We start from the raw sequence: 18,762 nt of genomic DNA, 5'->3' as shown, positions 1-18,762 counted from the left end.
CGTGATCGGCTCCACTCAGGCCCGCCCCCTGGACGGACAGCGTTTGCTGCTGTGCGTCGGCGGAGGCATTGCCGCTTACAAATCGCTCGAACTGGTACGTCGCCTGCGCGACGCCGGCGCACAGGTGCAGGTCGCCATGACCGGCGGTGCGCAACAGTTCGTTACCCCGCTGAGCTTCCAGGCGCTGTCCGGGCAACCGACCCGCACCACGCTGTGGGATAGCGCCGCCGAGCAGGCGATGGGGCATATCGAACTGGCCCGCTGGGCCGACCGGGTGATCGTGGCGCCGGCCACCGCCGATCTGCTCGCGCGCCTGGCGCACGGGCTGGCCGACGACCTGGTCAGCACGCTGTGCCTGGCCACGACCGCGCCGCTGACCGTGGCCCCGGCCATGAACCACCGCATGTGGCTGCATCCAGCCACCCAGGCCAACATGGCGACCCTGCGCGCGCGTGGAGTGGCGGTGATCGGCCCCGACGACGGCCCGCTTGCGGAAGGCGAATCCGGACCCGGCCGCCTGGCCGAGCCGGCGGCGATCATTGCGGCGCTGGTCGGCACCGCCGCCGCCGATGCGTCTCCACCCACTGCTGCGCCGGCCTTCGTGCCCAGCAGCGCCGAACTGGATGGCCTGCGCATCGTCATCAGCGCCGGCCCGACCTTCGAAGACCTGGACCCGGTGCGCTACGTCGGCAACCGCAGCAGCGGCAAGATGGGCTATGCGCTGGCCGCCGCCGCCGCGCGCCAGGGCGCGGAGGTGGTGCTGGTCAGCGGGCCGGTGCACCAGACCACGCCGGTGGGCGTGCAGCGCATCGATGTGCGCTCGGCTGCGCAGATGCGTGATGCGGTGCTGGGCGCGTTCCCGGCCGACATCTACATTGGCGCTGCGGCGGTCGCCGACTACACGCCCAAGCGGGTGGTCGCACAGAAGATCAAGAAGACCGGAGAAACGCTGACCCTGGAGCTGGTACGCACCCCGGACATTCTGTCCGAGGTCGCCGCGCAGACCGGCGCACTCAAGCTGGTGGTCGGTTTTGCCGCCGAAACGCACGACGTGGAGCACTACGCGCGTGGCAAGCTGGCGGCCAAGCGGCTGGACCTGATCATCGCCAACCAGGTAGGGATCGCCGGTGGCGGCTTCGAAAGCGACAACAATGCCGCCACCGCCTATTGGCAGGGCGGCGAGCGCGCATTCCCCACTAGCAGCAAGACCGAACTGGCCGACCGACTGCTGGCCCTGATCGCGGAGAGATTGCAGGCATGAGCCACCCGACCCACTCCTTGCAGGTGAAGTTGCTCGACCCGCGCTTTGGCGATCTGTGGCCGCTACCGGCCTATGCCACCGAGGCCAGTGCCGGCATGGACCTGCGCGCGGCACTGGAAGCGCCGATGACGCTGGAACCGGGCGACGCGGCGTTGATTCCCAGCGGCATCGCGATCCATCTGGCCGACCCGCAGGTATGCGCGGTGATCCTGCCGCGCTCCGGGCTTGGCCACCGCCACGGCATCGTGCTCGGCAACGGAACCGGACTGATCGATGCCGACTACCAGGGGCCGCTGCTGATCAGCACCTGGAATCGCGGTCGAGAGGCCTTCACCATCGAGCCGGGCGACCGGATTGCGCAATTGGTGATCCTTCCGATCGTGCGCGTAGGCTTGCAAGTGGTGGATACTTTCGTGGACAGCGCGCGGGGAGCGGGTGGATTCGGCCACACCGGCGTGCGCTGACGGGGGAGCTTGACGATGAGCAAGGCGAACGAGCGCAGGCAGGGGATGTCGAGCGTGCGTACGAGTGGTCCGGTGTTGGGGGGCGTGTTGTTGCTGCTGGCCGCCTGGTTCGGCTGGAACAGCTACGCGCAGTGGCGTGAGGATGCGATCTCCCAGGACCTGGAACAGGCGCGCGACCGTGCCGTGCAGGACGTCGGCAAGGCGATGGCTGCGCAGGCGAGCCAACTCGACGCCGTGCTCAAGCAGCCGCCGGTCGCCAGTGCATTGGCCAGCGGCGACGCGCTGGCGGCCGCCTCGGCGATCCGCGAGCGCTTCAAGGGCGCCGAGGACGTGCAGGTACTGCCCGGCGATCTGGCCGCCGCCTACGCCAATCCCAAGGATTTCGGCTACGCGCGGCTGAGCCTGCTCGAATCGGCGCTGGTGGCCGAACGTGCGCAGGTGCACGTGGTGCGCGATGCCAAACAGGTGCGGCTGGGTGTGGCCGCTGCGGTGCGCCTGGGCGCGCAGCCTGCGGTGGCCTATGCACGGCTGCCGCTGCTGCGCCTGACCGGCCCCCTGGATGCGATCGCGGTGCCGGGCAGCGCCTATCTGGCGTTGCGCCAGGGCAGCTACAACGTGGCCCAGCAGGGCGATGCGGGCTTGGCCGATGCCGCCGAAACACTGGCAAAACCGCTCGGCAGCAGTGGCCTGCGGGTGGCCGCTGCAGTCCCGCAGAGCGACAGCGGCCCGCTGGGTCTGGGGGCGCTTGGGTGCGCCATCGTGGCCGGCTTGCTGGCCATCATCGCGGTGTTGCTGGTGTTCGCCAGCCGCGGCCGGGTGGCGTTGCCGCGCCGGCGCGTTGCCGGCGACGCGGCCACCGACGAGCCGACCTTCAGCCAAAGCCTGCAGCACGACGCCAGCCTTGCCAACGAAGCGCGCGCGCTGGATGAGCCGACAGCGCCTGCGTCGCCACCGGTGGTCCCGGTGGTGCAGATCGCCACCGAGATGTTCCGTGCTTACGACATCCGCGGCGTGGTCGGCAAAGACCTCAACCCCGGCGTTGCCGCATTGATCGGCCAGGCCATCGGCAGCGTGATGCAGGCGCAGGGGCTGCGCGATGTGGTAGTGGGGCGCGACGGGCGTCTGTCCGGGCCTGAGCTCAGCAACGGTTTGATCGAAGGCCTGCGGCGTGCGGGCTGCCACGTGACCGACATTGGACTGGCGCCGACGCCAGTGGTGTATTTCGGCGCCTACGAACTGCGCGCCGGCAGCTGCGTGGCGGTGACCGGCAGCCACAACCCGCCGGACTACAACGGCTTCAAGATCGTGATCGGCGGCGAGACGCTGTCCGGCACCGCGATCGCCGAGCTGCATCAGCGCATCAACGAAGGCCGCCTGCATACCGCCGCCACGCCGGGCGAGCTTGAACAGCGCGACATCAGCGATGCCTACATCCAGCGCATCGCCGACGACGTGCAGCTGGACCGCCCGATCAAGGTGGTGGTGGACGCCGGCAACGGCGTGGCCGGCGAGATCGCGCCGCGTCTGCTGGAGGCGATCGGCGCCGAGGTCGTGCCGCTTTATTGCGATATCGACGGTACCTTCCCCAATCATCACCCCGACCCGAGCGAGCCGCACAATCTCGACGATCTGGTCAAGATGGTGCAGCGTTTCGATGCCGACATCGGCGTGGCCTTCGACGGCGATGCCGACCGCCTGGGCGTGGTGACCAAGGAAGGCAGCGTCGTGTTCCCGGACCGCCTGCTGATGCTGTTTGCCGCCGACGTGCTGCAGCGCAATCCGGGCGCATTGGTCATCTACGACGTCAAATGCACCGGCAAGCTGTCGGACTACGTGCTGCGCAACGGCGGCAGCCCGCTGATGTGGAAGACCGGACACTCGCTGATCAAATCCAAGATGCGCGAAACCGATGCCGAACTGGCCGGCGAGATGAGCGGGCATTTCTTCTTCAAGGAACGCTGGTACGGCTTCGACGACGGCATTTACGCCGCTGCGCGCTTGCTGGAAATCCTGGCCCAACGCGAGGAAACCCCGTCCGAGGTGCTGGATGCCTTGCCGGAAAGCGTGTCCACGCCGGAGATCAAGGTGCCGGTGGAGGGCGATGCACATGCGCTGGTGGCGCGCTTTGTCGAGCGCGCCCAGGCCGGGGACGAGTCGCCGTTCGAATCGGCGCGCTTGTCGACGATCGACGGCCTGCGTGCGGATTTTGTCGATGGCTGGGGCCTGGTGCGTGCGTCCAACACCACGCCGATCCTGGTGCTGCGTTTCGAGGCCGACACCGACGCCGCGCTGGAGCGCATCCGCGCGCTGTTCCGCAGCCAGCTGCAGATGCTGCTGCCCGACCACCCGCTGGCGTTCTGAGCCACGCACGCTGGTGAGCGCGCGCCCACGTGGGCCGCGCTCACATCAGCGGTGTTGCCAAGTAAGTGGCCAAACGTTACGCATCAACCGGGTGCCTGCTGTTCGCGACCGAGCGAGCGGGCACTGTCATTTGCCGTGCCGGCCATGCGTGTCAGGCGCGCGCCAGCAAGCGGCGCAGGTTGCCGCGCCGCGCCGGGCGCGTCGGGCAATAACCACACCGCGTCCCAGTACGGGTATGCGCCGATCCGCTCCGCCAGGCCTGTACGTAGCGGCAATGCGATCAGGCGGCGGGCGAACTGCCGGCAATCGATGTGCGATGCCAGCGCGCTCGCGTCCAGGGCCGGCTGCCAGACGGTGCCTCCGCGCCCGCGCGCCCGATTGATCGCCTCGCCAGCGACCTGCCGCGCGGTAGTCGCCGTCCGCAGCACGGTGGCTTCGTCAGGCGCCTGCAGCAAGGCGCACCACATCTCTGGCAACAGCACCCAACACAGCACCTGCGCACCCGGCCAGGTGCGTGGCATCGCCAGGATGGCGGCCGCCGCACGCGCGCAGCGCCAGTCGGCAAACAACGGCACGTGCTGATGCGTGTGCAGCCGCAGGTGCCAATGCGGTGTGGCAGGCGTGGAGACGGCGAACGGGCGATGGAGCAGGGCGCTGGGCATGACGACAGCGTGCCTGCGGCCTCAGTGCGGCGACATCGGCCGCTGGCGCGGTCTCAGGTCAGTCAAGCGCGCATCGCCATGTCCGGACAAATGCATCGCCTTGGGCACCGCTGCGGCCGCTGTCAGCTGTCCAGTCACGCAACAGCACCACGCATCGAATCAGCGGCAATACCTCAAAAGCCTGATGCTTCCCGAACCCCGAACCCCAAATCCCCGCCCCTCAATGCTCCGCCCGGTCCCGCTTCCAGCCGCGATGCTTCACATCCAGATACAGGCTGTAGAACGCGGTAAACGCCGGGAACAGGTTCTGCAGCACGCCCACCGAATCCTGCTTGGCCGAGAACACGAAGTAGCTCAGCGTCATCAGGCTGCCGACCACGCTCATGTACCAGAACAACCGCGGGATCACCGGCTTGCCGGCGCGCTTGGAGGCGACGAACTGCACCAGCCAGCGCCCCCCGAACATCAGCGCACCCACATAGCCGATCAACTTCCAGCCGGTGACATGGATGCCGGTCCAGTACAGCCAGGTCAGTTGCTGATCCAGCAGGCTCGTTTCCATCAACGTTCCTCCACCGCGGTGCGCTTGCTGCGGGTGATCAGCCACGCCACCCCGCGCAGGTCGCGGATGCCCACCAACGCGCGATTGAGATTGTTGTACTTGGAGACGCCGGCGGTGCGATGGCGGTGGTTGACCGGCACACTCACCGTGCGCCAACCGGCGCGCTGCATCAGGGCCGGCAGGTAGCGGTGCATGTGGTCGAAATAGGGCAGGTCCAGAAACGCCTCGCGCTCGAACAGCTTGATGCCGCAACCGGTGTCGGGCGTGTTGTCCTGCAGCATGCGCGAGCGGATCGCGTTGGCCCATTTGCTGGCCCAGCGCTTGGACCCGGAATCCTGCCGGTTGACCCGCCAGCCGGCGAACAACTTGACCTGCGCGTCGGCCTGGCTGCGCGCGATCAGCAACTTGGGGATGTCGGCCGGATCGTTCTGACCATCGCCATCGAGCGTGGCGATCCAGCTGGCGCGTGCGGCCTTGACCCCGCTGCGCACCGCCGTGCTCTGCCCGCTCTGGGTGACGTGGTGCAGTACCCGCAGTTCCGGCGTAGTGGCCTTGAGGCCTTGCAGCACCGCCAGGGTGTCGTCGCGCGAATGGTCGTCGACGTATACGATCTCGAAGGCCACCAGGCCACGCAAGGCGGCGACGATTTCGCCGACCAGCGCGGCGACGTTATCGCGCTCGTTGAACACCGGGACGACGACGGAAAGCTGAGGTTGGCTCATGGATTCGTGCTGGCCCGATGATGGCTGTGCGAAAAAGATCGCGCATTGTGCCCTGAGCGTCTGAGCCAGGCATGAAGCCGACGCGCGTTATGTGCAGTGGAGCGATCGTAAAACGGCCTGTAGCGGATGGAGCAGCCGATCGGCGGCGGTCACCGGCCGGCGCGTGTCCGCATCAGCTGCCCCGAATCCGGGCGACATGCAGTGCACGCCCCCCGCGCAGCCTGTCGGCCACGCGGCTGCAAGGCTCAGGCGCGCTCGCCGAAATAGCTGCGGCACCAGTCCACCACCTGTGGCAGGCCGCGCTCCACCGGGGTGGCCGGATCGAAGCCGAACGCGGCCTGCGCGCGCTGCGTATCGGCCATGGTGCGGATCATGTCGCCCGGTTGCATCGGCCGGTAGACCTTTTCGGCCGGGCGGCCGGCGGCCTGGGCGATCACGTCGATGAAATATTCCAGCTCCACCGGGGTGTGGTTGCCCAGATTGAACACCCGGTGCGGGATCGCCTCATCGCTGGGCGTGTCCAGCGCGCCCAGCACGCCGGCCACGATGTCGGCTACGAAGGTGAAGTCGCGCTGCATCCTGCCGTGGTTGAACACCTCGATCGGGCGACCGGCCAGCACCGCACGGCTGAAGATCAGCGGCGCCATGTCCGGCCGGCCCCACGGGCCGTACACGGTGAAAAAGCGCAGCCCGGTGGCGCGCAGGCCGTACAGCTGCGCATAGGTGTAGCCCATCAATTCGTTGGCCGCCTTGGTGGCCGCGTACAACGAACGCGGCTGGTCCACCCGCTGGTCCTCGGAAAACGGCGAGGTGGCCGAATCGCCGTAGACCGAGCTGCTGGACGCATACACCAGGTGCTGCACGCCGCGGTGTCGGCACAGCTCGAGCATGTTGACGAAGCCGACCAGGTTGCTGTCGACATAGGCAGAGGGGTTTTCCAGCGAATAACGCACCCCGGCCTGCGCGGCCAGATGCACCACGCGGGTAGGCTGGATCTGTTCGAACAGCGCCGCCAGGCCATCGCGGTCGGTCAGGTCCAGCGTGCGGATGTCGAGCTGCGGGCACAACGCCGCCACCCGGTCGCGCTTGAGCTGCGGGTCGTAGTAGCTGTTGTAGTTGTCCAGGCCCACCACGGTCTCGCCACGCGCAGCCAGTGCGCGGCAGGTGTAGGCGCCGATGAAACCGGCGGCGCCGGTGACGAGGATGGTCATGGCAATGATCCTGAAAACATCAAAGGGAGGCGGGCAAGCAACGCTCGGAACACCCCGAAGCGCGCTTTTTCGCCACGTTGCGGCGGCGCAGGTCGATGTCGTCTCGAATGTTGCCGGCATCGAAGCGATCCAGCAGCCCATCGCTGCCCTGGCTCAGCTTCAACGCCAGTGCTCCGAAGACATCGTATCGTCGGCGTGGCTCATGGGCGGCGTTTGCCGTCGCTGCCGGCGCCGGGATTGGCGACACGGCGCCCCGGCTGCGGTGTGGTTGCAGGCGGCCCTGCGCGCTCGGCTGCCAGCGTTGCCTTGCGCTCGGCGCTGAAGTCCCACCAGTTGCGGGCCGGCTCGCCTTGCATGAAGCGCACCAGCGACAGGAAGACATCGATCACGCACGGGTCATGGGTGACGCCAGTGCGCAGGCAGAGCTGTGCGTACATGTCGTAGGCATCGCGGCCCTGCAGTTGCGCCGGCATGCGGATGCCGATCCGCTGCAGGTCCTTTTCGCAGGCCGGCCCGACGTTGGGCAGGTCGGTCAGGCGCAGCAGATGCGCGCGGTCCACTTTGGCGGGATGCATCGCTGATCCTCCTGCGCTGGCCGCATTCACCCCTTGCGGGTGCGCAAGCGTTCCAGCACGCCTTCCAGGGTATCCAGGTCGGTGTAATGGATCACCAGCTTGCCCTTGCCGCCGCGGCCATGGTTGAACACCACCTTGGTGCCCAGCGATTCGGACAGCTCGGTCTGCAGCGAGGCGATATCGGCCTGCGGGGCAGCGGTCACCGGCTTGCCCTTGCGCAGCGAGCCCGGCACCTTGCCGGCGGCGAACTGCTGCGCGCGGTGTTCGACCTCGCGCACCGACCAACCCTGGTCGGCCGCTTCCTGCGCCAGCTTGCTGGCCAGCTCCGGCGCCAGGGTGAGCAGCGCGCGCGCATGGCCCATTTCCAGGCGGCGGGTTTCCAGCAGCACGCGGATCGCCACCGGCAATTCCAGCAGCCGCAGCAGGTTGGACACCGACGCACGCGAGCGGCCCACCGCTTCGGCGGCCTCGGCATGGGTCAGCGAAAATTCGTCGATCAGCCGCTGCAGCGCCTGCGCTTCTTCCAGCGGGTTGAGGTCTTCGCGCTGGATGTTCTCGATCAGCGCCATCGCGATGACGGTGCGGTCGTCCAGCTCGCGCACCACCACCGGCACCTCGCTCAGCCCGGCCAGCTGCGAGGCGCGCCAGCGGCGTTCGCCGGCCACGATCTCGAACTGCCCCGGCGCCAGCGCACGCGCCACGATCGGCTGAATCACGCCCTGCGCCTTGATCGACTCCGCCAGCTCGGCCAGCTTGACCTCGTCCATCTCGCGGCGCGGTTGATACTTGCCCGGCTGCAATTGGTCCACCGGCAACTGGCGCAGGGTATCGCCCGGCTGCAGCGCGTCCTCGCTGCTTGCCTCAGGTGCCGCTGCCGCTGCTGCGCCCTTCGGTCCCAACAGCGCTTCCAGGCCACGGCCCAGGCCGCGTTTCTTTGCCAGGGGCGGCTTGCTCATCAGACGGTCTCCACGGGCCGGACGGCCTTGTTGCGGTCGTTCTGGCGGCGCACGATTTCGCCGGCCAGCCCCAGGTAGGCCACGCCACCGCGCGAGGTGCGGTCGTAACCGACGATGCTCTGGCCATGGCTGGGCGCTTCGGCCAGGCGCACGTTGCGCGGCACGATGGTGCGGAACACCTTGTCGCCGAAATGCTCGGTCAGCTCCGCCGACACCGCGTTGGCCAGGTTGTTGCGGATATCGAACATCGTGCGCAGCACGCCTTCGATTTCCAGCGCCGGGTTGAGGTTGGCGCGCAACGCCTCGATGGTTTCCAGCAGCGCGGTCAGCCCTTCCAGCGCGTAGTACTCGCACTGCATCGGCACGATGATCGAATCGGCCGCGGTCAAGGCATTGAGCGTCAGCAACGACAACGCCGGCGGGCAGTCGATCAGGATGAAGTCGTACTCGTCGCGGATCGGCGCCAGCGCGCGCTTGAGCCGCTGCTCGCGCTCGCCCTGGTCCATCAACTGGATCTCGGCCGCGGTCAGGTCGATGTTGCCTGGCAGCAGGTCGAAGCCTTCCGGCGCGGTCACCCGGATCTCGGCAGCGCTGTTCTCGCCCAGCAGCAGATCGCAGGTGGAGGCGGCCACATCGCGCTTGTCGATGCCGCTGCCCATGGTGGCGTTGCCCTGCGAGTCCAGATCCACCAGCAACACACGCTTGGGCGCGCGCGCCAGGCCGGCCGCCAGATTGACTGCCGTCGTGGTCTTGCCGACGCCGCCCTTCTGGTTGGCAATGGCGATGATCCGGGCCATGCGGGAGAGCCTCGTGGGCAAGGAGTAAGACCGGCCATTATGCGGGCAGGGCGTCGGATCGGGAAATGCCGCCAGCGGCGGGGCATCGGACAAGCGGGAATGACGCCGTGCGGTTCAGCCCGCGGGCGAGGCAGCGCCGGGCGGTTCCTTCATGGCCCGGTAGCGCTGCAGGATATCGGCGATTTCGCCGTCCAGCGCGGTGCGCTGTTGTTCGAAGCTGGTCTGTAGTCGCAACTGCGCCATCAGTTCGCGATGGCGTTGCTGGATGTCGCCGGCCAGCTTGTCGGCCACGGCCTGGCCGGCCAGCTCGCGGTCGCCGGCGGCGCGCAACATGCTGGCCAGGCCTTCGCGCAGGCTGGTCACATTGAAGCGCGCGGTGTGGATGTTGTTGTCCACGATGGCAATGCGCTCGTTGAACACCCGGCGCAGGTCGTCCTCGCTTTGATACGACATCAACATGGCCTGGTCGGTGCGCTTGCGCATCTGCTCGGCGGCCAGATCGGCCTGGCGTTGTTGTTCATTGGCCGCTGCCGCAGCACGCTCGTCGCTGCTCATCGCGCGTTGCACCTCGGCGCTGCGCATGCCGCTTTTGACGTTGAACTCGTCGCGCGCCTGGTTCACCGCTTCCGGTGGCAGCGTGTCGCTGCACACCCGGGCGCCGTTCTGGTTCCAGCAATACAACTTCTTGGCGGCAGGCTTGTCCTGCGCACCGACCGGCACCGCCATGACAGCGGCCGTCACGGCGGCGAGTAACGCCAAACGTTGGTGTCTCGGCATCATCGCAGCCCCCTGTCGCCTGCCGTCAGCCTGTGGTGTCGGTGCCGTAGCGGCCACGATAGGCCAGCAGCGGTTCCCGGTAGTCGACAAGGTCGGCGTTTCCTGCCGCAAAAGCAAGCAGGTCGGCGAGGTTGGCCACCGCGATCACCGCAATGCCGGCCTCGGCCGCCACTGCCTGCGCCGCCGAGCGGCGGTCCTGCTCGGAGGCGATCTCCTGCCGGTCCAGCGCCACCACGATCCCGGACGGGATGCCGCCGGCGCCACGGATGATGCCCAGCGCCTCGCGGATCGCGGTGCCGGCGGTGATCACGTCATCGACGATCAGGACCTTGCGCCCGGCCAGCGGCGCACCGATCAGGCTGCCGCCCTCGCCATGGTCCTTGGCCTCCTTGCGGTTGAACGCCAGCGGCAGATCGCGCCCGCGCCCGGCATAGGCACAGGCCAGCGCCGTCGCCAGCGGGATGCCCTTGTAGGCCGGGCCGAACAGCAGGTCGAAGTCCACCCCGGCCGCATCGATCGCATCGGCATAGCACTGCGCCAGCTGCGCGGTCTTGGCCCCGGAATCGAAGCGCCCGGCGTTGAAGAAGTACGGGCTGAGCCGCCCGGACTTGAGCGTGAACTCGCCAAAGCGTAGGGCATCGGCGCCCAGGGCCAGCTGCAGGAAGCGGGTGCGGTGATCGGTCATTGGACGGGAATGGGGAATGGGGAATCGGGAATGGTAAACGCATCGTGCGCTGGCAGCCTTCCGGCTGCGCCTGGGGTAGGCTTTACGATTCCCCATTCCCGACTCCCCATTCCCGGCCTATGCGCATCATCAGTTTCAACGCCAACGGCCTGCGCTCGGCCGCCAGCAAAGGCTTCTTCGATTGGTTCGCCACCCAGAACGCGGACGTGTTGTGCATCCAGGAGACCAAGGCGCAGGAACATCAGCTGGCCGGCCCGGAGTTCCTGCCTGCCGGCTACAAGGCCTGGTTTCGCGACGCCAGCACCAAGAAGGGCTATAGCGGCGTGGCGATCTATGCCAAGCAGGCGCCCGACGAAGTGCGCACCGCGCTGGGCTGGCCGGAGTTCGACGAAGAAGGCCGCTACATCGAAGCGCGTTTTGGAAACCTCAGCGTGGTGTCCTTCTATATCCCGTCCGGCTCCTCCGGCGAGCTGCGCCAGGGCTACAAGTTCCAGGTGATGGAATGGCTGCGGCCGATCCTGGACGAATGGCTGGCCAGCGGGCGGCAGTACGTGCTGTGCGGCGACTGGAACATCGTGCGCTCGGCGCTGGACATCAAGAACTGGAAATCCAACCAGAAGAATTCCGGCTGCCTGCCGCCCGAGCGCGATTGGCTCAATGGCCTGTGCGCCGACGCGGCAAGCGACGCCAGCGCTGCCGATGGCCGTGGCTGGGTCGACAGCTACCGCGTCCTGCATCCGCAGGGCGAGGACTACACCTGGTGGAGCAACCGCGGCGCCGCGCGTGCCAACAATGTCGGTTGGCGCATCGACTACCAACTGGTCACCCCCAGCCTGCGCGACGCACTGCAGGCCTGCGCGATCTATCGCGAGCAGCGCTTCTCCGACCATGCACCGTATGTTGTGGATTACGCGCTGTGAGTGAGGCCGCGCAGTGGGTCGGCGCGAGACGGGGCGGGAGTGTCGCTACTCAGAATTGGCGCGCGTCCAGTGGCGTGGCGCAGTCAGGCATCACGTGCATGCGGGCGATAGCCCGCCGCAGCGCGAGGGCTGCAGATCCTTCAGGGAGCCGATTGTGCGTTTGCGTCAGCCCGGCCCGCGCCGCGGTCGGTAACACTGCCCGCACTGCACCGACCAGCATCCGATCCCACCGGCCGCACGCATGAGCAAGCCCGCACCCAAGTACAAAGGCCTGCGCGGCATCCGGCAAGCATTCGCCACGCCATCGGCGGCGACCATGGCATTGCTGGGTTTCGGCAGCGGCCTGCCGTTCTTGCTGATCGCCTCGCAAACGCTGTCCACACGGTTGCGTGATGTCGGGCTGGACCTGGGCAGCATCGGCCTGATCAGCCTGGCCAGCTTCTTCTATCTGCTCAAGTTCCTGTGGGCGCCGCTGATCGACCGCTATGCGTTCCCGATCAGCGCGTTTCTGGGCCGCCGGCGTTCCTGGCTGCTGGTCTCGCAACTCGGCGTCACCGCCGGCCTGTTCGCACTGGCGTTTTCGCGCCCGGACATGAGTGTCACCGGCCTGGTCGCCTGGGTGCTGTTCGCCTCGTTCTGGGGCGCCACGCAGGATTCGGTGGTGGATGCCTACCGCATCGAAATTGCCCCGGACACGGCGCAGGCGGCCTTGGCGGCGACCTACACCCTGGGCTATCGGGTCGGCCTGATCCTCGGTGGCGCCGGGGCGCTGTACCTGGCCGAATACCTCAACTGGACCTCGGCGTACCTGGCCATGTCGGCGCTGATGCTGCTGCCGATCATCACCACCCTGGTATGCCGCGAGCCGGACCGGCCGCTGGTCACGGTGGTGCGTCGCATCGACGTGGCCGGCGCATTCTGGCAGCCCATTTCCAGTTTCTTCTCCAGCAATGGACTGGTGCTGGGCATCGTCCTGCTGGCATTTGTCGGCCTGTTCAAGTTCCCGGATCAGGTGATCGGCGTGATGGCCGGGCCGTTCTATCTGGATTCTGGCTACACCAAGGCCGACATCGCCACCGTGTCCAAGCTGTTCGGTGTATGGATGGGCATCGTCGGCGCGTTCGCCGGCGGTGCGGCGGTGGCGGCGTTCGGTTTCCGTCGCATGCTGCTTGTGGCCGCCCTGGGCGTGGCGCTGTCCAACCTGGCGTTTTTGCTGATGGCGCAGAACCCTGGCAAATTGTGGGCGTTCTACGCCGCACTCAGTGCCGACAATCTGTTCCAGGGGTTCGCCGGTACCGTGCTGGTGGCCTTCATGTCATCGCTGACAAATCGCAATTTCACCGCCACTCAGTACGCCCTGCTGGTGTCGCTGGCCAATTTGCCGGGTAAATTCGCCGGCGGTGTGTCCGGATTCCTGGTCGAGGCCACCTCCTACAGCACCTTCTTCATCCTCAGTGCCCTGACCGTGGTTCCCACGCTGGCCCTGCTCGCCTGGCTCTGGCCGCGCCTGCTGGCACACGACAGGCAACCGGATTGAAACCGCCTTCAAGGTTGTCGATGATGCCGACGGGGCACTGCATCGCACGAGGAAGGGCATGACCGATCTGGTGTTGCGTGACATCGATCCGCTGCTGGTGGACCGCATCCGCCGCATTTCCGTCGCACGCGGCTGGACCCAGCACCAGACCGTCATGCATCTGCTCGAACAGGGCCTGTTCGCCAGCGAATACGAAGTCACCGGCGGCCTGCAGCATCCGGAAGTCGATGCCCTGGCCGAAGCGATTGCCGCACTCAAGGCGTTGCCGGCCGGGAATAATCCCTAGCGACAGGCGAGCTGCGGCGGCTATCAGGCAGAGTTGGAAGGGCCGATTCGCAACACATGCAGTGGTGAAGCGCTTCCGGCCCTTGCTAGCGGGGCCAGAAAATCGGCGGCAGGCAAGTCCGTTCCATGCCCGGACGGCAGCCGGCCCCAGCGCACGTTCGCCCCAACCGCCTAATCCTCTTGCGCCGGCTGCTGGCAATGGCCTGGGAGGACCCTCATGCCGGATGGATCGCCCCCAGCAACCGCGGCCCCGCCGCGCCGGTGACCGACGGCAGGTTCGCCGGGCGCCCGGCCAGGAGTTCGGCCGCCAGCCAGGCAAACCCCATCGCTTCCAGATAATCCGGATCCAGCCCATGCCGCGCGCTGGATTCCACCACCACTCCCGGCAGCCGCGCCGCCAGGCGAGTCATCAGCACTGGATTGCGCACGCCGCCGCCGCACACCAGCACGCGGCGGGTCTGCGGTTGCAGCCGCAGCAAGGCGTCGGCCACGGTGGCTGCGGTGAGTTCCAGCAAGGTCGCCTGCACATCGGCCGGGCGCAGGCGCGCATCGCCCATCGCCTGCATCACCCAGGCCAGGTGGAACTGCTCGCGCCCGGTGCTCTTAGGCGGCGCCAGCGCAAACCATGGGTCGGCCAGCAACGCCTGCAGCAGGCGCGCATCCACCTGGCCGCTGGCCGCAAACGCACCGTCGGCATCGAACGCGGTGCCGTGATGCTGCTGGCACCAGCTGTCCAGCAGCGCGTTGGCCGGCCCGGTATCGAAGCCCAGTACCCTGCCGTCGCGCGGGATCAGCGTCAGGTTGCCGATGCCGCCCAGGTTGAGCACCGCGCGGTCTTCATCGCCGGCCCCCAGCATCGCCAGATGAAAGGCCGGCATCAGCGGCGCGCCCTGTCCACCGGCAGCGACATCGCGGCGGCGGAAATCGGCCACCGTGGTCAGGCCGGTGTGCTCGGCGATCCGGCTGGCATCGCCGATCTGCCAGGTAAAGGCCGGATCCCCGTTCGGCCGGTGGCGGATGGTCTGCCCATGCGAGCCGATCGCGCGGATGCGCTGTCGCGCAATGCCACTGGCATCGATCAGTTGATTGGCCGCAGCCGCAAAGGCCAGACCCACCTGCGCATCCAGCCGGCCCAGCGCATCGATGGCGATGGTCTCGGCGCCCTGGCCCAGCGCAACCAGCGTCTCGCGCAGCTGCGGCGCCCACGGCACCGTCATGCCTGCAACCAGTTCGCAGCGTCGGTGGCTGTCATCGGCAAAACGTACCAGCGCGGCATCGATGCCATCGGCGCTGGTGCCCGACATCAGGCCCAGATAGAGCGGGGAGTTTTCGTGTTCCAGAACGGTCATGCCAGGGCCAGATGCGCAGCGATCGTGCAGCTTGTGCAGCCTGGGCGAGGCCGTCAACTGGCTGCCGATGGGTCCGGCCGAAAGGACGGCGCCCCTGACCGAACGAAGGCCGCCAGTAACCAGGAATCCGCGCGACCATCTGGGAGCAGCCAACAAAGCGTCGCGAGTACTCGTCAGATACGCGGACGGCGCGCTGGGAACTCGCAAACCAGTGATACGGGCCGCAGCGAGCACCGGCAGCGTCTACCTGGTCGCTGCATAGCGGGTGTGCCGGCCGCTCTAAAGGCGTCGCCTACGTGTTTACCGCTTCGCGCCGATGCGACAGTTTGCTGACAGGCGGATGGGTGCGGACATTCGTACCGAATGCGGTCACTGCCAAGAGCGACGCGCAGTCTCAAGTCAACTTGTCCAGCTGCATTCGCCTGGCGCGACGGTGCGCGGACCAGTGCGATCGCACCGGTTAGGGCTCGCCGGAGCCCTCAACCGTGCGGCTTGCCCTTGGCAGTCTTGCCGGCATCGGCATAGATCATCTTTTCCATGCCTTCGATGCGCGCCATCGCCGGTGCGGTCTGCGCGCGGAAGGCGGCCAGTTCGGCGCCCTGCAACGGTTCCGGCGGCGGCATCGTCACCGACATCGGGTTGCGCTGCTGCCCGGCGACGCGGAATTCGTAGTGCAGATGCGGGCCGGTCGCCAGGCCGGTCATGCCGACATAGCCGATCACCGTGCCCTGATTGATGCGCTGCCCGGCCTTGATCTTGCCGAAGCGCGACATGTGCCCATACAGCGTGCTGTAGTTCTTGCCGTGATCCAGGATCACCACATTGCCATAGCCGCGCTGGGTGCCGACGAACACCACCCGCGCATCGCCGGCCGCCATGATCGGCGTGCCCGATGCGGCCGCGTAATCCACACCTTTGTGCATGCGCATCGTGCCAAGAACCGGATGCTTGCGTGCACCGAAGGTGGAGCTGATGCGGCTATAGGCCACCGGCATGCGGATGAAGCTCTTCTTCAACGGCCGTCCGGTGATGTCGTAGTACTCGGCCGGCTTGCCGGCGCGCTCGAAGCGGAAGCCGGTATAGGTCTTCCCGCCGGTGGTGAAGGTCGCCGCCAGGATGTCGCCGGTGTTGATCCGCTCGCCCTCGCGCCAGGTCTCGTCCATCACCACGCTGAAACGGTCGCCCGGCTGCAGATCCTTGTCGAAGTCGATGTCGTACTTGAAGATCTCGTCGGTCATGATTGCCACCGCGGCCGGCGACAGCCCCGACTTGCCGGCCGATGCGTACAGCGAGCTGCTGATTTCACCGCTGGCCACCACGGTGCGTGTGGTGGTCGCGCGCTCGGTCACCTTCTCGCGCACGCTGTCGCCCAACAGGCGCAATTCCACCCGATGACTGTCGTCACGATCGAAGCGCAGTGCCCGCAACTCACCCGGCGTCGGCATGTCGAACGCAATCTCGGTCCCCGGACGCAGCCTGGTCAACGCCTCCTTGGTGCCAGGATGCGCCAGCACCTGATACATCACCGCGGTCGGAATTCCCAACTCCCCGAACAACGTGCTCAGCGTCTGCCCCGACTTGACCTGCAGGATTTCCCATTCCGTGCTCGGCGCCAACTGCTTGCGGCTGGGCACCAGTGGCGGCAATGGCAACGCCAGCGTGGAATGGCTGGAGAGCGGGGTGTCGATGGCGTTGGAAAAGCCTGGCACGATCGTCGCGACCATCGCACCGATGGTCGCGAACAGGCTGGCGTGGATCCAGTGACGGCGCGTCCAACGGTCGTTGAACGCGGCCGGAAGGTGCTGCTTGAGCTTGCGATGCAGTGCAGTGTCGTGGAGGACGTGGAGGCGTTCTTGGAAGCGCCGCTTGCGTGCACGGCCCTGCTCTGAGTTCTGCATCGTTGGATTTCCTCGCTGGCTCGAAGTGCGAGCCCAATCGCCGGTACCATAGACAGCCTGTAACAGCGCGTCAAACCATTGAGCCTGTTCATTATTTTCACTTGGCGCGGAATTAACCCGCGTTTAACATCATTCACGTTGTTGACGGCAAACGCCGCTGGAGTCCGTGGTTGGCCACTATTGAAGAATCCCTCGCACTCATCGGCCGTGGCGCCGACGAGATCCTCAAGCCCGATCAGCTCGAGGCCCGACTGAAATCAGGAGTGCCGCTGCGGGTAAAGGCCGGCTTCGACCCCACTGCGCCGGATCTGCATCTGGGCCATACCGTGCTGCTCAACAAGATGCGGCAATTCCAGCAGCTGGGCCACCAGGTGGTCTTCCTGATCGGCGACTTCACCGGCATGATCGGTGATCCGAGCGGCAAGAACGCCACCCGCAAGCCGCTCAGTCGCGACGATGTGCTGGCCAACGCGCGCACCTATGAAGAGCAGGTCTTCAAGATCCTGGATCGCGAACGCACCGAGGTACGTTTCAACTCCGAGTGGTTCGGCCAGATGAGCGCAGCGGACATGATCAAGCTGTCCGCGCAGCACACGGTGGCGCGCATGCTCGAACGCGACGATTTCGCCAAGCGCTTTGCCGGCCAGCAGCCGATCGCTATCCACGAATTCCTGTATCCGCTGGTCCAGGGCTACGACTCGGTCGCCTTGAAGGCGGACGTCGAACTGGGTGGCACCGATCAGAAGTTCAACCTGCTGATGGGGCGCGGCCTGCAGGAGCACTACGGCCAGGCCCCGCAGGTCGTGCTGACCATGCCGCTGCTGGAAGGCCTGGATGGGGTGGCCAAGATGTCCAAGTCGCTGGGCAACTACATCGGCATCAACGAGCCGGCCATCGACATCGTCACCAAGACCATGAAGATCGGTGACGAGCTGACCTGGCGCTGGATCGATCTGTTGTCCTTCGACATCGGTGTTGCCGAGGCCGCACGCCTGAAAGAACAGGTCGCCTCCGGTGAGTTGCACCCGCGCGATGTCAAATTACGCCTGGCGCGTGAACTCACCGCACGCTTCCACGATGCCGCCACTGCGGAGCAGGCCATCGCCGGCTGGCACGCCGTGGTGACAGGGCAGGGCGACACTAGCCTGTTGCCGCTGCAGGAGGTCGTGGTCCCCGCGGAGGGACTGCGGATTGCCAGTTTGCTGACGGCTACCGGACTCACGCCGAGCAATTCGGAGGCCAATCGCAAGCTCAAGGAGCGTGCAGTCAAGATCGACGGAGAGGTCATCGAGGATGCCGGTCGTGTGTTCGCTCCAGGATTCGAGGCAGTCATCCAGGTCGGCAAACGCAATTTCGCCCGCGTATCGTTGATCACTGGTTGAGCCTTCGGCTGTGCTGCATAGCCGCAACGTCGTGTCGCTGTTGTGGCGCTCTATATAGAGTGCAGCAGCGGCCGGATCGGTCTGCATGCATGTCCAGCGAGATCAAACGAGTGCCGGCGCAAGCATTTGGCAATGCCGTGAAATTTTTTTCACAAAAAGCTTCCCAAAATCCTTTTGCAGGCATATAGTTCGCCTCCCCCGACGCAACGGACTCCGCAAACGCGGAACCACAGCGAAAGGGTTCGGAAATTCCCTGAACTTAGGGTGTTGACGAAACGAAAAAGCCGGCTATGATGGGCGGCTCGCTACACGGAAAGACGCTACGGCGGATTGAGGTGCAGCGGCGGCAACTTCCTCT

18 protein-coding genes and 1 pseudogene are annotated in these 18,762 nt (G+C 66.6%); 7 read left to right on the top strand and 12 right to left on the bottom strand.

The features are described from left to right. Nucleotide 1 precedes the first annotated feature (1 nt). Genes coaBC through FHY19_RS14880 form a run of 3 tightly spaced genes read left to right on the top strand, consistent with a single transcriptional unit; the run spans nucleotide 2 to nucleotide 4,086 of the window. A complete protein-coding gene (coaBC, locus tag FHY19_RS14890) occupies nucleotides 2-1,261 on the top strand; it encodes a bifunctional phosphopantothenoylcysteine decarboxylase/phosphopantothenate--cysteine ligase CoaBC (protein ID WP_259166982.1) in 1,260 nt (419 codons plus the stop codon). Continuing rightward, nucleotides 1,258-1,725, top strand: coding sequence for a dUTP diphosphatase (dut, locus tag FHY19_RS14885; protein WP_228323229.1), 468 nt, complete (start codon nucleotides 1,258-1,260; stop codon nucleotides 1,723-1,725). Before coaBC ends, dut begins: the two co-directional genes overlap by 4 nt. 15 nt (nucleotides 1,726-1,740) lie before the next feature. Next, on the top strand, nucleotides 1,741-4,086 hold the full coding sequence (locus tag FHY19_RS14880) for a phosphomannomutase/phosphoglucomutase (protein WP_259166981.1): 2,346 nt from the start codon (nucleotides 1,741-1,743) through the stop codon (nucleotides 4,084-4,086). Between the two features lie 83 nt (nucleotides 4,087-4,169). Here the strand turns inward: FHY19_RS14880 and FHY19_RS14875 are convergent, their stop codons facing one another. The 10 genes and pseudogenes from FHY19_RS14875 to pyrE all read right to left on the bottom strand — a co-directional run bounded on the left by FHY19_RS14875 (nucleotide 4,170) and on the right by pyrE (nucleotide 11,033). Further along, the gene (locus tag FHY19_RS14875) at nucleotides 4,170-4,748 is read right to left on the bottom strand and encodes a hypothetical protein (RefSeq protein ID WP_259166980.1); all 579 of its coding nucleotides are present in this window, start codon (nucleotides 4,746-4,748) and stop codon (nucleotides 4,170-4,172) included. A 220-nt stretch (nucleotides 4,749-4,968) separates the two neighbouring features. Then, a complete protein-coding gene (locus tag FHY19_RS14870) occupies nucleotides 4,969-5,310 on the bottom strand; it encodes a lipid-A-disaccharide synthase N-terminal domain-containing protein (RefSeq protein ID WP_005995568.1) in 342 nt (113 codons plus the stop codon). Next, nucleotides 5,310-6,032: a glycosyltransferase family 2 protein gene (locus tag FHY19_RS14865; RefSeq protein ID WP_259157013.1), complete on the bottom strand. Its 723-nt coding sequence runs from the start codon at nucleotides 6,030-6,032 to the stop codon at nucleotides 5,310-5,312. Before FHY19_RS14865 ends, FHY19_RS14870 begins: the two co-directional genes overlap by 1 nt. A gap of 245 nt (nucleotides 6,033-6,277) precedes the next feature. Continuing rightward, nucleotides 6,278-7,243: an SDR family NAD(P)-dependent oxidoreductase gene (locus tag FHY19_RS14860; RefSeq protein ID WP_259166979.1), complete on the bottom strand. Its 966-nt coding sequence runs from the start codon at nucleotides 7,241-7,243 to the stop codon at nucleotides 6,278-6,280. A gap of 19 nt (nucleotides 7,244-7,262) precedes the next feature. Beyond that, nucleotides 7,263-7,406, bottom strand: a complete 144-nt coding sequence (locus FHY19_RS14855; RefSeq protein ID WP_259166978.1) for a hypothetical protein — start codon at nucleotides 7,404-7,406, stop codon at nucleotides 7,263-7,265. A 124-nt stretch (nucleotides 7,407-7,530) separates the two neighbouring features. Then, nucleotides 7,531-7,818 (bottom strand): annotated as a pseudogene (locus FHY19_RS14850) (helix-hairpin-helix domain-containing protein); the annotation flags it as partial. 26 nt (nucleotides 7,819-7,844) lie between these two features. Continuing rightward, entirely contained in the window at nucleotides 7,845-8,774 is a 930-nt protein-coding gene (locus FHY19_RS14845; protein WP_259166977.1) for a ParB/RepB/Spo0J family partition protein, read from the bottom strand. Continuing rightward, a complete protein-coding gene (locus tag FHY19_RS14840) occupies nucleotides 8,774-9,571 on the bottom strand; it encodes an AAA family ATPase (RefSeq protein WP_064507740.1) in 798 nt (265 codons plus the stop codon). Before FHY19_RS14840 ends, FHY19_RS14845 begins: the two co-directional genes overlap by 1 nt. A 114-nt stretch (nucleotides 9,572-9,685) precedes the next feature. Continuing rightward, on the bottom strand, nucleotides 9,686-10,351 hold the full coding sequence (locus tag FHY19_RS14835; protein WP_259157009.1) for a hypothetical protein: 666 nt from the start codon (nucleotides 10,349-10,351) through the stop codon (nucleotides 9,686-9,688). A gap of 22 nt (nucleotides 10,352-10,373) precedes the next feature. Continuing rightward, a complete protein-coding gene (gene pyrE / locus FHY19_RS14830) occupies nucleotides 10,374-11,033 on the bottom strand; it encodes an orotate phosphoribosyltransferase (RefSeq protein WP_259157008.1) in 660 nt (219 codons plus the stop codon). A gap of 119 nt (nucleotides 11,034-11,152) precedes the next feature. Here pyrE and FHY19_RS14825 point away from each other — a divergent pair, with 119 nt between their 5' ends. The 3 genes from FHY19_RS14825 to FHY19_RS14815 all read left to right on the top strand — a co-directional run bounded on the left by FHY19_RS14825 (nucleotide 11,153) and on the right by FHY19_RS14815 (nucleotide 13,776). After that, a complete protein-coding gene (locus tag FHY19_RS14825; RefSeq protein WP_259166975.1) occupies nucleotides 11,153-11,953 on the top strand; it encodes an exodeoxyribonuclease III in 801 nt (266 codons plus the stop codon). 241 nt (nucleotides 11,954-12,194) lie between these two features. Continuing rightward, nucleotides 12,195-13,490, top strand: coding sequence for an MFS transporter (locus FHY19_RS14820; protein WP_259166973.1), 1,296 nt, complete (start codon nucleotides 12,195-12,197; stop codon nucleotides 13,488-13,490). Between the two features lie 58 nt (nucleotides 13,491-13,548). Beyond that, a complete protein-coding gene (locus FHY19_RS14815; RefSeq protein WP_047692723.1) occupies nucleotides 13,549-13,776 on the top strand; it encodes a hypothetical protein in 228 nt (75 codons plus the stop codon). A 214-nt stretch (nucleotides 13,777-13,990) separates the two neighbouring features. Here the strand turns inward: FHY19_RS14815 and FHY19_RS14810 are convergent, their stop codons facing one another. Together FHY19_RS14810 and FHY19_RS14805 are read right to left on the bottom strand one after the other, a co-directional pair. Beyond that, nucleotides 13,991-15,124 carry an anhydro-N-acetylmuramic acid kinase gene (locus tag FHY19_RS14810; protein ID WP_259166971.1) on the bottom strand — a complete coding sequence of 378 codons (1,134 nt, stop codon included), beginning with the start codon at nucleotides 15,122-15,124 and terminating at the stop codon, nucleotides 13,991-13,993. A gap of 479 nt (nucleotides 15,125-15,603) precedes the next feature. After that, nucleotides 15,604-17,022 (bottom strand): M23 family metallopeptidase, encoded by a 1,419-nt coding sequence (locus FHY19_RS14805; protein WP_259166969.1) that lies wholly within the window; start codon nucleotides 17,020-17,022, stop codon nucleotides 15,604-15,606. Nucleotides 17,023-17,192: 170 nt separating this feature from the next. Between FHY19_RS14805 and tyrS the strand changes: the two genes are divergently transcribed. Then, complete coding sequence (gene tyrS / locus FHY19_RS14800; RefSeq protein WP_259166967.1) at nucleotides 17,193-18,404, top strand: tyrosine--tRNA ligase; 1,212 nt, start codon at nucleotides 17,193-17,195, stop codon at nucleotides 18,402-18,404. Nucleotides 18,405-18,762 lie beyond the last annotated feature (358 nt).

The organism is Xanthomonas sp. 4461 (assembly GCF_024806475.1).
GTDB classification, from domain to species: Bacteria; Pseudomonadota; Gammaproteobacteria; order Xanthomonadales; family Xanthomonadaceae; genus Xanthomonas; species Xanthomonas arboricola_F.
Note: the sequence above shows the minus strand (reverse complement) of the source record. Positions and strands in the feature narration are given on the sequence as shown.